The sequence below is a fragment of the Leifsonia psychrotolerans genome (assembly GCF_013410665.1).
GTDB classification, from domain to species: Bacteria; Actinomycetota; Actinomycetes; order Actinomycetales; family Microbacteriaceae; genus Cryobacterium; species Cryobacterium psychrotolerans_A.
In genome coordinates, this window is the sequence record NZ_JACCFM010000001.1 from 3,725,995 (window position 1) to 3,739,523 (window position 13,529).

Annotated in this window: 8 protein-coding genes; 5 read left to right on the forward strand and 3 right to left on the reverse strand. The window is 64.1% G+C overall.

Annotated elements, in window-relative coordinates:
* Positions 1–437: 437 nt before the first annotated feature.
* Both HNR05_RS16945 and HNR05_RS16950 read left to right on the forward strand, forming a co-directional pair.
* A complete protein-coding gene (locus HNR05_RS16945; RefSeq protein WP_179581135.1) occupies positions 438–2,180 on the forward strand; it encodes an ABC transporter ATP-binding protein in 1,743 nt (580 codons plus the stop codon).
* Complete coding sequence (locus HNR05_RS16950; RefSeq protein ID WP_179580236.1) at positions 2,177–3,982, forward strand: ABC transporter ATP-binding protein; 1,806 nt, start codon at positions 2,177–2,179, stop codon at positions 3,980–3,982. Before HNR05_RS16945 ends, HNR05_RS16950 begins: the two co-directional genes overlap by 4 nt.
* Before the next feature lie 79 nt (positions 3,983–4,061).
* Here HNR05_RS16950 and HNR05_RS16955 read toward each other — a convergent pair whose 3' ends face one another.
* The gene (locus tag HNR05_RS16955) at positions 4,062–5,798 is read right to left on the reverse strand and encodes an HNH endonuclease signature motif containing protein (RefSeq protein WP_179580238.1); all 1,737 of its coding nucleotides are present in this window, start codon (positions 5,796–5,798) and stop codon (positions 4,062–4,064) included.
* 565 nt (positions 5,799–6,363) lie between these two features.
* Positions 6,364–7,977 (reverse strand): beta-N-acetylhexosaminidase, encoded by a 1,614-nt coding sequence (locus HNR05_RS16960; protein ID WP_343062663.1) that lies wholly within the window; start codon positions 7,975–7,977, stop codon positions 6,364–6,366.
* A 269-nt stretch (positions 7,978–8,246) separates the two neighbouring features.
* On the opposite strand from HNR05_RS16960, the gene HNR05_RS16965 reads away from it, so the two are divergent.
* The 3 genes from HNR05_RS16965 to HNR05_RS16975 all read left to right on the forward strand — a co-directional run bounded on the left by HNR05_RS16965 (position 8,247) and on the right by HNR05_RS16975 (position 11,585).
* Positions 8,247–9,560, forward strand: coding sequence for an ABC transporter substrate-binding protein (locus HNR05_RS16965; RefSeq protein WP_179580247.1), 1,314 nt, complete (start codon positions 8,247–8,249; stop codon positions 9,558–9,560).
* A gap of 100 nt (positions 9,561–9,660) precedes the next feature.
* The gene (locus HNR05_RS16970; protein ID WP_179580249.1) at positions 9,661–10,680 is read left to right on the forward strand and encodes a carbohydrate ABC transporter permease; all 1,020 of its coding nucleotides are present in this window, start codon (positions 9,661–9,663) and stop codon (positions 10,678–10,680) included.
* Complete coding sequence (locus HNR05_RS16975) at positions 10,677–11,585, forward strand: carbohydrate ABC transporter permease (RefSeq protein WP_179580251.1); 909 nt, start codon at positions 10,677–10,679, stop codon at positions 11,583–11,585. Before HNR05_RS16970 ends, HNR05_RS16975 begins: the two co-directional genes overlap by 4 nt.
* Positions 11,586–11,659: 74 nt before the next feature.
* Here HNR05_RS16975 and HNR05_RS16980 read toward each other — a convergent pair whose 3' ends face one another.
* Positions 11,660–13,426: a beta-galactosidase gene (locus tag HNR05_RS16980; protein ID WP_179580253.1), complete on the reverse strand. Its 1,767-nt coding sequence runs from the start codon at positions 13,424–13,426 to the stop codon at positions 11,660–11,662.
* Positions 13,427–13,529 lie beyond the last annotated feature (103 nt).

Below are 13,529 nucleotides of genomic sequence, written 5' to 3' on the forward strand. Positions count from 1 at the left end.
TGCGAACAATGGCGCTGCCTTCGGCATTGCGTTCCGCGCCCACCCGCCGGTTTCGTCGTTTTCGCCCCGCTCGGTCTAACCGCAGAGCACTCACCGCGCGCAGCCGTGAGGCTGCAGTTGCTCCGGAGTAGACCGTTCCCCGCGAACGTGTCCGGCACCGGCATCCGTCTTCTCCACCTGTACCGACGTGCCACTCGACGTCGGCCTCGTCGATCGTCTACCGCCCCGCGGGTGCCACGTCCGCGCGGGGCAGAGCAGCACGAGAGACCAATCTCGCTGGGCCCGGCGGCACCTTTCGTGAAACCGCATCACCAATCCAGGAATCACTCTTGACCTCACTCATCACGCCAGAACATCCACCTCAACCTGAAGCGTCTGCGCCGCGGAAGAATACCTTCCAGACACTGCTGCGTCTCTACCCCTACGCCAAACCTGCCATGCCGCGTCTGTATCTCGGCATGGTGTCGGCGCTGCTTGCCAGCCTGGTCGCCCTGGCTATTCCGCAGGTGCTCGCCTGGTTGGTCGACGGCCCGCTCGCGCAGAAGGACCCCAGCCAGATCTGGCCAGCGGTGTGGATCGTGCTCGGCCTCGGCGTCGTAGAAGCCATCATGATCGCGCTGCGGCGCTGGTTCGTGCTGAACCCCGGCACGCACATCGAGGCCCGCATGCGCAACGGGTTGTACGCCCGGCTGCAAGATTTACCGGTCACTTTCCACGACCGGTGGCCGAGCGGCCAGCTGTTGTCGCGCGCGGTGAGCGACCTCAATCTCATTCGCCGCTGGATCTCATTCGGCCTGGTGCTGCTCGTGGTCAACTTCCTGACCATCATTGTGGGTTTCATCATTCTCGTGGTGATGAATTGGCTGCTCGGCGTCATCTTCCTGGTCTGCTCCATTCCGATCTGGATCTACGGCTATATCTTCGAAGAGAAATACTCGGTGATCGCACGCCGGAGCCAGGATCAGGCCGGCGACCTCGCGACGGCCGTCGAAGAGTCAGTGCACGGCATCCGTGTGCTGAAGGCTTTCGGTCGCGGCGGTCACGCAATGAAGAACTTCGCGTCGCAGGCAGAAGGCCTGCGGGGCACCGAGATCGAGAAAGCGCGAGCGATTGCCGGTATCTGGCTGTGGCTGTTGCTGGTTCCGGATGTTGCCTTCGCACTCTGCTTGGTAGCGGGCGTCTGGCTGTCCAGTCAGGGCCAGCTGAGCGTCGGCGAACTTGTCGCGTTCTTCGCCACGGCCACCGTGTTGCGTTTTCCGGTCGAGTCAATCGGGTTCCTACTGTCGATGACCTTCGATACCCGCACGGCCACCGACCGGTTCTTCGATATTCTCGATGCGCCGAACGATATCACCGACCCGAAAATACCGGTTTCGATCGCCGCCCCCGTGGGACGCCTGAGCTTCGAGAACGTGCACTTTCGCTACGGTGACTCACCGGAACGCTTCGACGACCTACTCAACGGAGTCGACCTGGTGCTCGAACCGGGCGAGACCATGGCGCTGGTGGGCCTGACCGGTTCGGGTAAGTCCACCCTGACCGCGCTGACCACCCGTCTCTACGACGTGACTGGCGGCCGGGTATTGCTTGACGGCGTCGACGTGCGGGACCTCAGTCGTGAGGAGTTGCGGCGACACCTCGCGATGGCTTTCGAAGACGCCACATTGTTCTCGGCATCGGTGCGCGACAATGTGCTGCTCGGACGAGCCGAGTTCGCCGAGCCCTCGGCTGAGGCGGATGCGGCGCTCGAAGAGGCACTGCGCATCGCGCAGGCCGGATTCGTCCATGACCTGCCCGAGGGCGTCGATACCAAAGTGGGCGAAGAGGGCATGAGCCTGTCGGGTGGCCAGCGTCAGCGGCTCGCCCTGGCCCGCGCCGTTGCGGCCAAGCCAGCCGTGCTGGTGCTCGACGATCCGCTGTCGGCACTCGACGTCGACACCGAGGCGCTCGTCGAGGCGGCGCTGCGCACCGTACTGGCTTCGACAACGGCCCTTATTGTGGCCCATCGCCCCTCGACGGTCATGCTGGCCGACCGGGTGGCGTTGCTTGAGAACGGCAGGATCACCGCTGTCGGCACGCACTCCGACCTGCTTCGCACCAGCGAGCACTACAGCTTCGTCATTTCCAGCCTGGCAGACGAAGAACGAAGAGAATCGATTCGAGAGGAGGATGCACGATGAGTGTGACCGGCGTACAGGGTGAAGAACGCAACGACTTCACCAAACAAGAAAGCCGTCAGATTCGTGCGCGTTCACTGCGCCTACTCGGTTCGCTGCTGCATCCGATGCGCGGCAAGGTCACTCTGGCCATGCTCGTGGTCGTCGTCTCCACGGCCGCTCAGGTGGCCGGCCCCGCGTTGATCGCATTCGGGATCGACAACGGCCTGCCCGCCTTGATGAAGCAGAACTGGATACCACTCGCCGCAACAGGCGGGATCTATCTGGTCACGGGCGTGATCGGTGCGCTCCTGATCGCCTGGTACACGGTCATGTCTGCGCGCATCAGCCAAGCGATTCTGATCGACCTGCGCAAGCGCATCTTTCTGCACACCCAGAAGCTGAGCCTAGAATTTCACGAGTCGTATACCTCCGGACGCATCATCTCGCGCCAGACCAGCGACCTCGACGCGATTCGCGAGTTGCTCGACTCGGGCATCAACCAGCTGCTGCAAGGCGTGCTTTACATGGTGTTTACCGCCATCGCACTGTTCAGCCTCGACGGCCTGAGCGGGCTCGTGTTGTTTGCCTCACTCATTCCACTCGCAATCCTCACCCGCTGGTTCCAGGTGCGCTCGCAGACGTTGTTCCGTACCTCGCGGGTGGCCTCGGCGCGCCTGATCGTGCACTTTGTCGAGACCATGACCGGTATCCGTGCGGTGAAGGCGTTTCGCAAAGAGAAACGCAACGAGAAGGAGTTCGGCTCACTGGTTGAGGACTACCGTGATGTCAACGGGCGGGTGATCCAACTGTTCGGAATCTTCGATCCTGGGCTCGTTCTGATCGGTAACGTCACGGTAGCCATCGTGCTGCTGGTCGGCGGATTCCGTGTCGTCGAAGGCCACCTGGCCATCGGTGCGCTGTTGGCTGCGCTGCTTTACACGCGTCGATTCTTCGACCCGATGGAGGAGATGGCGATGTTCTACAACTCCTACCAATCGGCTGCGGCAGCCCTCGAAAAGATCTCGGGTGTCCTCGAGGAACGACCGGGTGTGTCGGATCCGGTGAAGCCCGTCGATCTCTGGAAGGCCACAGGCGCCGTGCGCTTCGACGACGTGCAGTTCGCGTACACCGCCGATCGCGTGATTTTGCCGCACTTCACGCTTGACCTGCCGGCCGGGCAGACGATCGCTCTGGTCGGCTCGACCGGTGCGGGCAAGTCGACACTGGCCAAGCTGATCTCGCGGTTCTACGACCCGACGCAGGGCAGCGTGCAACTCGACGGCGTTGACCTGCGTGATCTGCACCCGAAGGATTTGCGCCGAGCCATCGTCATGGTGACGCAGGAGGCGTACCTGTTCAGCGGGTCAGTTGCCGAGAACATCGCGATTGGTAAGCCGGAGGCGACGAGAGACGAGATTCGCCGTGCCGCGACGGCCGTCGGTGCGCATGATTTCATTGAGGGGTTGCCGAACGGCTACGACACCGACGTGAATAAGCGGGGTGGGCGGGTCTCGGCCGGTCAACGTCAGCTTATTTCGTTCGCGCGTGCGTTCCTCGCCGACCCGGCTGTCCTCATTCTGGATGAGGCGACGTCGTCGCTCGATATTCCGAGTGAGCGTCTGGTGCAGGAGGCGTTGCAGACTCTGCTCGCCGACCGCACGGCAGTGATCATCGCGCACCGCTTGTCGACGGTGGCAATCGCTGACCGGGTTCTCGTGATGGAGCAGGGCACGATCATCGAGGATGGCACCCCCGATGAGCTCATCTCGGGATCTGGCCGCTTCGCCCAGCTGCATGCGGCCTGGCGGGACTCGCTGGTCTAGCTGAGCGGATGCGCAGTCGCCCGCGCCTCAGGAAGCGTGACGGCTCCGTCTCGGCGCGAGTCAGTCGCGGCGGTGTGAGTCAACCGCGGCGGTGGGTGTCGGTGCGGTGGCGGTTGGCGTCGCGCCAGGTGCGGCTCGGGTCGATCCAGGCCGGGGCTTTGACTTGGGGGCGGCCGTTGACCATGAGGATCTCCCAGCCGGAGGTTTCGATGGTGTGATGATGTCGCCAACACAACGCCACACCATTGTCGACTTCGGTGACGCCGCCTTTGCTCCAGGGGATCACGTGATGAAACTCGAGCCACTGTGTGGGGGCATCGCAGCCGGGAACGCCGCAGCCGCCGTCGCGGGCGAGGATCGCCCGGCGTTGGGCACGGTTGAACAGTCGTTGCGGATCGGTCAGCGTGAGAACCTCACCGTTCGGACCGAACAGAACCGTTTGGGTGCCTCCGGCACACATCATCTGGTCCACCGTGCGAAGCGAGATGGGGGCGTCGACGCCGTCGATCCAGCCGACACCGCGACCGGCTTCAATATCGTTCACGTTCACATGCACCACCACGGTCGGCGGTGCGCCACCAATGCTGGGAGTGTTATCGGCCTGAGCCAGCTGGGTGAACATGCCGCGCAGAATATCGGCCCGCTTCTCACCGGCGGTGCGGGTGTCGACGTCATCGAACTCGTGCCCGGGCGACCCGGGAAGAGGAGCCTCGGCTGAGGCTGGACCCTGACCGTGGTCGTCGTGGTCATGGTCATGGTCGTGGTCGTCGTGGTCGTGGTCGTGGTCGTGGTCGTGGTCGTCGTGGTCACGGTCGTGGTCGTGGTCGTGGTCGTGGTCGCGCTCGCGCTCGTCGTGCTCGTCGTGCCAGTCGCGGCCGTGCTCGTCGCTCAGGTTGTGGTCGTCGTTCAGGTCTTGTCCGTGTAGCTCGGAGCGGTCGTCGCGGGCCTGGTCGCGGGCTTGCTCTGCGGCCGTGGGAAACGCGGGAGTCTTGCAGGCGGCAATGAAGGCGTCGAAGGTGAGGTTCATGATTCCGTAGAGATCAGGAGTCACCCCGCCTCGCACCGGGTAGATTCCGTCTTTGAAGCGGCCGAAACTGATCGTGCTCGTCGCCTCAACCTCGACCTCATTCGGTGCCACCCCGTCGGGGTCCAGCGCCGCCTGCCACTGCAACATCTGCACCCGCAGTGAGTCGGCCGAGAACGCAAAGCCCGCGCCCGGCTCACCCTCATTCTCGGCCGTGATCGTGCCCGTCGCCGCAGACACCAGAGCGCGTTCCGCGGCCGCAAGATCATCGGGGGCGACGCGCGGGGAGATCTCGGCCAGACCGGACATGATCACCTCCGCCGCATCCACCCCCAGTGAGCCGTCGGCGACCGCGGCGCCGACCGTGGGGAACAGTGCGGGGATGATCGTTCCGACGTGTTGCGTGTCCTGCATTCGCAGGCCGAGGGCGCTGCGCCGTTTCGCTTCCCGGCCGGAAATGCGGGTGACCCGGGTGATCAGGTCGATGCCACTGGTACAGCCCCGCTTCGCCGCGAGGGAGTCCCGGCCCAGCCACCGGCCGGAGCGTTCCTCGACCGTCGCCGCCACAGCCACCCGTCCGGCATCGACGAGCCGGCCCACGCCTTCGAACGCACCGAGCACACCGAGGAGGTCGTCGTCGGTGAACCGGTCGGGGCTGACGGTTCCGAGCACCGCCAGAACCGAGCGGGCCTGTTCGACCGCCGCCAGCACCGCGGCCGCGGTCGGTGCCGACGCACCCGAGGCGGGTGTCGGCTCCGGGGCGGAGACGGGGGGTGGGGAGGTGATTGACATAGCTCTATTCTCCCAAAGAACGAACATGATTACGAGCTTTTCTCAGTAGCGGTGCATAAGTTCTCGAACTCGTGTCTGTGGAGGGATCGAGAACTTGATCCGGTCGAGACTTCGGCCATGGTCTTGAGGGTGGCTTACGGGATCTCGACGAGCTCGATCAGCGGCGTGGGCTGGATCAGCGGAAGGGATGCGAGGTCGGTCAGTGACCCGTGGGTCGAGCTTGTCGAGACCACGGTCCACGGTCTCGAGGATGGCTCGCGGGATCTCGACAGGCTCGATCAACGGCGTGGGCTGGATCAGCGGAGGGGGTCGAGCGACGGAAGGGGTACGCGTCGATCACGGAACCGTCGGTCGAGCATGTCGAGACCCCGGCCCCCGGTCTCGAGGATGGCTTACGGGATCTCGACAGGCTCGATCAACGGACGGGGTGCGGTCTCGAGGTTGGCTCACGGGATCTCGACGAGCTCGATCAGCGGAAAGGTGCGGGGTCGATCAACGGTGTGGGCTCGATCAGCGGGATGTGTGCGCGCGGTGCGGGGCTCGCCGGTGCGCAGGATGGCGACGGCTACGTCGTCGCCGCCAGGTCTGTGTGCCAGGGAACACCGTCGACGGCACAATACACAGTGCCCGCGGCATCCCAGTGGGCACCCAGCCCCGAGAGGCGCGCCACGAACCCGTCACGGTCGCGTCCCTCGGCGCCGGGCAACGGGGACCAGCCAATTTCGGCGATTGCCGCGATCCGTGGAAAGGCAAGGAACTCGACATCGGAGATGGTGCAGGCCGTTTCCGTCCACAGTGGTGCTTCCACGCCGAGGATCTGCGCTTCGGCGATGCCGGGCACGATCTCGGTCGGCTCCCAAGCCAACGCGTCGTCGAGCGAGGTGGGTCCGTTCGCCCAGTCGAGTCCGAGCGGATATCCGTGCGGGGTCGGCTGGCTTCCGACGTGCTGGATATCGAGATATGCCACGTCGGCCGGCGACATGATGACCTGACCGCCCTGCTCGACGACCGAGCGGGTGAGGCTTGCCGCATCGCCCTGTGGCTCGAGATAGCTCCAATACTGGGCGATTGTGTCGGCGGGTAATGAGGGTGACGCGCCGATCTCGTGCCAGCCGATGACGGTCTTGCCCATCGAGGCAGCCGTGGTCGTGATGCGTTCGACGAGAGCGCGGTAGTCGGCCTTCGACGTGGAGAGAGATTCATCGCCGCCGATGTGCAACCACGGGCCCGGGGTCAGTTCTGCGACCTCCCGCAGCACATCCTCGAGGAATTGGTCGGTGGCTTCCGCCCGCTCGGGGGCGGCGCTCAGGGAGGAGAAGCCGACCTCAACACCCTCATATGGTGAGCGGGCGACCCCATCATGGTTGAGTTCGGCATACGCGCTGAGCGCCGCGTTGGTGTGGCCGGGAAGGTCGATCTCCGGGACGATCGTGAGAAAGCGTTCGGCGGCGTAATCGACGATCCGGCGGTAGTCACTCTTCGAGTAGAAGCCGCCGCGCGCGCCGCCGACTGCCGTCGAAGCGCCGATGCCAGTCAGTTCGGGCCAGGAGTCGATCTGAATGCGCCAGCCCTGGTCGTCGGTGAGATGCAGGTGCAGCACGTTGATCTTCAGCAGCGCAAGGGCATCGATGAAGCGCAGCACATCCTCGACGGGAAAGAAGTGTCGTACGACGTCGAGCATGGCACCGCGATAGTCGAAGCGCGGCGCGTCACTGACCGAGACGGCCGGTGCGACCCAGCCGCCGAATGCGAGGCCGTCGTCGTCACCGGATGCGCCCCCGTGGTCGTCATCGTCGCCAAATGCGCGGCCGTGATCGTCGTCGCCGATCCGTGCCGGAAGCAGCTGGCGCAGTGATCTTGTGCCGCGATACAGACCGGCCGTGGCGCGTGCTTCGATGATCACGCCGGCGTGCGAGACCTCGAGAGTGTAGGACTCGACACTCGTCTGTTCGACCGCGTAGAAGCCGTCGTTCAGGACCAAAGAAATATCGGCCGCGCCGGCGTCGCCGTGCACCACAGGGATGTCGAAACCTGTGGCCACGCGTAGCTCGGTGGCAAGCAGCAGCCCGATTGGGTGAGCCTCTCCCGGTGCCACGATGCGCGTGGGCGGGGCCAGTCGATACGGGGCCACGTGCTCAAGAAATGTGAGTGCGGCGGGGGCTGGAACGATGCCGGTCACGGATTCTCCATTCTGCAGGGTGGCTCACGATAATACGCGATTCAGGCCCCCATCCAGAGTTGCTCAGGGCCCCGAACATGAAGGTGTTCGCGCTGTACATTTGTAACCAAAGATTCTGCTCGACGTTTGAATTTACGCGACATTAGAGTATTGTGAACGCAAACATTCATCTGATTCACATTGGCGAAGTGCGCGCGAATGCGGCGCGCCGTCCGATGGGTCTGCCTCGTGCACCGCGGGGCCGGGATCACCTCAAAGGAGAGCGATACATGACACACAGCACTCGTTTCGTCCGATCCGCCGCTGTCGCGGCCGTGGCGGCGATTTCGGTCTTCGGGCTCGCTGGTTGCAACGCAGCCGCCAGCTCGGATGCCGCCACCGACAGCAACCCCATCACGATCAGCTACCTGCACCGTCTGCCGGACGGCAAAGGTATGACTCCGGTGAATGAGATCGTCAAGCGCTGGAACGCGGAGAACCCCAGCATCCAGGTGAAGGCGACGAAGTTCGACGGGGCAGCGACGGACATGATCCTGAAGCTCGAAACCGACGTCAAGGCCGGAAAAGCCGACTGCCTCGCACAGCTCAGCTACGCCGAGGTGCCGCAGATGTTCGTCAAGGGACTTCTCGAAGACGTGGCCGATGAGGCCGCGAAGTACTCGTCCGACTTCTCGAGCGGGGCCTACGCGATGATGAGCGTCGGCGACGCCGTCGTGGGCCTCCCTCAGGACACCGGCCCCCTCGTCTACTACTACAACGCAACCGAATTCGAGAAGCTTGGCCTTCCGGTTCCCACGACGATCGACGAGTTGAGCAGCGATGCCGCTACCGCCGCCGCAACGGGTAAATATGTGACCGCGTTCACTCCGGATGAGGCTCTCTCCTGGCTGTCAGCGCAGTCTGCTGCGGCTGGCGACAGCTGGTTCGGAGCGACCGACGCCGGCTGGACAGTGAAGGCCGAAGGAGCCGGCAGTGCGAAGGTTTCTGCGTTCTGGCAGAATCTGGTCGACACCAAGCAGACGCTGGTCACCGAGCGCTGGGGTGAGGCATTCACCCAGGCGCTGGACAACGGAAGCCTGATTGGGCACGTCGGCGCAGCGTGGGAGGCCGGCTTCCTGCTCGACTCCCTCGACGGCACGCCGGCCGAGGGCCAGTGGCGTGTCGCCCAGCTGCCCGACTTCGGCGCCGGTGCTATGACCGGTCCTGATGGAGGGTCCGGCGTCGCCGTTATGAAGGGCTGCGCGCACCCGGCCGAGGCGATGGAGTTCACCGGATGGTTCAACACTCAGATTGATGACCTCGCCTCACAGGGGCTGGTTGTCGCCGCGAACGGCACCCCGGCCACGAGCGAGAAGATGCTGCGTCAGTTCGGCGGTCAGGATGTTCTCGCGGAGCTGGCCACCGCCTCCTCGCACCTGAACCCAGACTTCGTCTATGCACCGGGCTTCGCCTCGCTGACCAAGATGAACGAGACCGCAGCCGGCGTGGCTGACGGCAGCGCACGTGTCGCCGACATTTTCACGACGGCACAGACGACCGCCGTCGCGACATTGAAAGACTTCGGTCTTCCGGTCGCACCGTAGGGCGCATGGCGGCTTGAACGCCGGTCCGGCGGATCACACGCGAACCGTGTGATCCGCCGGTCCGCAGGTCGAAGACGATGTTGAAGGAGACGACCACCGCATGACCATTTCCACTGAGGACCGCCTCGCGTCCGCCGACCGAGCGGAAGAAAACGCGCCGTCCGCACCGAACCGGGGCGAGCCCGGCAGCCCTCCGAGGCGAGACGGTGTGAAGCGTACGCGCGGTGCCCGCCAGCAGGCTCTCACCGGTTGGATGTTCATGGCTCCGTTCGCCGTGTTGTTCATCATCGTCTTTCTCGTGCCGATCGTCGTCTCGATCTACTCGTCGATGTTCGCGCAGCTTCCGAGCGGCGACGGCCTCTATGGTGGCGGTGGGCTGGTCGATACCTTCGTCGGATTCGACAACTTCGCGCTCGCGATCGGCAGCGCCCCGTTCTGGACAGGAATGGGACGGGTCATGCTGTACGGAATGTTCCAAGTTCCGGTGATGATCATTGCGGCACTCGGGCTCGCTCTCCTGCTCGATTCGTTCATCGTGCGTCGCCCGGGTGGATTTCGTCTCGCGTTCTTTCTGCCGTTTGCGATCCCCGGCGTCATCGCCGCGATGATGTGGCTCTACCTATACACCCCCGAAGTCTCGCCCTTCATGCAGTATCTGCCCGAGGGCACCAATCTGATGGCGCCGGGTACCGTGCTGCTGTCTATGGCGAATATGACCACCTGGACCTACACCGGGTACAACATGCTCATCTTCCTGGCCGCGCTGCAGACAATTCCGAGGGATCTGTTCGAAGCGGCTCGTCTCGACGGCGCCTCGGCGTGGCAGATCGCGACGCGGATCAAGATTCCGCTCGTGCGCGGAGCTGCGCTGCTTGCCGTGTTGCTGTCGATCATCGGAACAATCCAGCTGTTCAACGAGCCGATGATCATGGAGGGGGCGAACCCCTGGATGGGCAAGGAATATACGCCGATGATGCTGACCTACAACTCGATGATGGGAGCCGTCTCACCCTCGGGCACCGGCCCGGCTTCGGCATACTCGCTGTTGATGGCGGTCATTGCCGGACTTCTTGCGGCCATTTACGCCGTGCTGCAGCGCCGGAAGGGAGACAAAGCATGAGTATCAGTACTGTGATTGCGGCCTCGAAGCGTCGGGCACGAGAATCGGCGGCAGAGCGGCCTCCCACGTCGGCATTGCCGGGTCCCGTCGGGCGCATGATTGGAATCGCCGTGCTCATCGTGGCGACACTGTACTTCGTGGCGCCTGTCTTCTGGCTCATGATCGCCTCGACGAAGAGTAATCGCGACCTCACCTCGACGTTCGGATTCTGGTTCGCCGAGTGGAACCTGTCGGCGAACTACGAGAGCCTCATGGCCTGGACGCAAGGAATGTTCTGGCAGTGGGTCGGCAACTCGATCTTCTATTCCCTGAGCGCCGGTATGATCGGCACACTCTTTGCGGTGATGGCGGGCTACGCAATCGCCAAGTTTGCCTTTCCCGGCAAGACGGTCGCGATCGGCGTCATCATGGCCGGATTGCTGCTCCCCGTCGCGCTGCTGACGGTGCCGCTCTATCTGGAGTTTCACGCTCTGGGCCTCGTCGACACGCCGTGGGCGATCATCATTCCCTCGGCGGTGTCCCCGTTCGGGGTCTTCCTCGGCATTGTTTACGCCCAGGATGCGGTGCCCACTGAGTTACTGGAGGCGGCACGCATCGACGGCGCGGGTGAGGTGCGGATCTTCTTCACCATTGTTTTGCGATTGCTGGCGCCGGCGATGGTCACCATCTTCTTGTTCATCTTCGTCGCAACGTGGAACAACTTCCTGTTGCCGTTGCTGATGGTTTCCACGCCGGAGCTCAAACCCGTGACGCTCGGGCTGTTCGGCATGATCAGCTATTTTTCGCCCGACAAGGGCGCAGTGATGTTGGGGGCACTTCTCGGCGTGATCCCGCTGATCATTTTGTTCTTCAGCCTGCAGCGCTTCTTGCGTTCGGGCTTGGCAGCGGGAGCGGTCAAGGGCTGACCGGCAGCAACGGGGACGCCGTACAACAGTGGGGCCCGCGGCATGTGCCGCGGGCCCCACGTCGTGCTTCTCGGTCAGGACCCGATGAACTCTTCGACGGCGCCGAGTTCGGCCTGATCGCGCACCTCAATCGTCGTTCCGAGGTGTTCGAGGTCGAGCACGCGCACCTCGTTCTGCCCCGCGCGCCAGAGTGGTGACGGCGCGTAGAGAGTGACCTGAGGGCCGACGTTCCAGTACCGACCGAGCAGGAAGTCGTTCACCCAGACCAGCGCCTTCACTCCGCCGGGAAACGCCAGCCACGCATCGGCCGGCTCCGTGACATCGATGACGGCAGAGGCGTAGCCATCGACTCCGGGCGTACCGGTCGGGTGCAGATCCTGAAGCGGCAGGACCCGGTGGGTCCAGCCATGGGCGTAGCGGCGTCCGAGGAGGACGCCGTCCAGAATGCCCTTGTGCTCACCGAGCTTGGAGCCGTAGTTGATGCGGCCGAGGTTCTCGACGATGATCGTGATCACAACGGGGCCGTCGGCAGGGGGGAGCACCGTACTGGTCTCGCCGTCGCGTGTGAGGATGGCGACTCGTTCGTCACCGAGGTACACCGTGGCGCGGTCATGGAGGCCCTGCACCGTCAGAACCGTCTCGCCATGCACGACAGCGCTCGTCTGATAAGCCACGAGACCCTCGGCGATCCCGAGCTCTTCAAAGGTCGCGGGATGGGGGCGCGGCTCCCCAGCAGGGAGAGCATTCACCGCCTCGATAAGCGAGGCTTCGGCGCGGAGCGGCACGGTCTGCGGTTTCTGGAAACGGGGCGCGGGCGGAAGCTCGGGCAGGGGGCCGTCGTGGAATGGAGCGAAGGCCGCGCGCAGCGCTTCGAATTTCGTACCGACCCGCCCGTCTTCAGCGATGGGGGCGTCCGAGTCGTAACTCGTCACCGTCGGCTGAAGCACGCCGTCCCAGTTCGCACCGTTCCAGAGCCCGAAATTGGTGCCGCCGTGCGCCATGTAGATGCTTGCGGATCCGCCCGCGGCCAGAAGCTCGTCGACGGTGCTGATCATGCTCTCGCGGCTGCGCACGTGGTGGCGTTCGCCCCAGTGGTCGAACCATCCGCCCCACAGCTCACTGCAGAGGAAGGGGGTGGCCTCGGGCAGCAGCCGCGCCGCCTCGGCAACGCCGGTTCCAAAGGTGAAGCTGGGCAAAGCGCCCTCCACCGAACCATGCGCGTGCATCTCCGCGGTGATGCCGTCGGCGGTCGTCAGTAATTCGACGATGCCGTGCTGCCGAAGAAGGTCCCGCTGGTGCACGAGGTGCGCCTGATCGGAACCGAACGAGCCGTACTCATTCTCAATCTGCACGGCCACGATCGGGCCGCCGTGGGATGCCTGGAGCGCGGCCAGCCGGGGGAGCAACTCGGCATACCAGGTCTCAACGGCCTGGCGGTAGATCGGTTCGCTCGTGCGGGGAGCGCGGGTGCGCGCGGTCAGCCAGGCGGGAAGCCCGCCATTCGACCATTCGGCGCAGATATAGGGGCTCGGTCGTACGTAGACATCCAGGCCGATCTCGCCGGCGAGCCGGATGAACCGTTCGACATCGCGCCAGCCGTCAAAGCGGGGATCCCCCTCGGTCTGCTCGTGGAAATTCCAGGCAATATAGGTGTCGACTGTGTTGGCCCCCATGGCGGCGAGACGGCGCAGTCGGTCTTCCCACAGATCGGGATGAACACGGAAGTAGTGCAGCGCGCCAGCGAGCATCCGGTGCGGCTGCCCCCGACGCAGAAGGACGCTGTCGCAATATGTGAGCGCTGGTGCTGAATCGACTAAGACGTGAGTGTCGGTCGCGGCCATCCGCGGCCTCCCTATTGTTTTGGGGGCAATTACTGCCCAAAGCAAAAATGTTTGCGTTCACATTATCTCAAAAATGGATGCCATGGTGTGGTCTTTTCGAGAC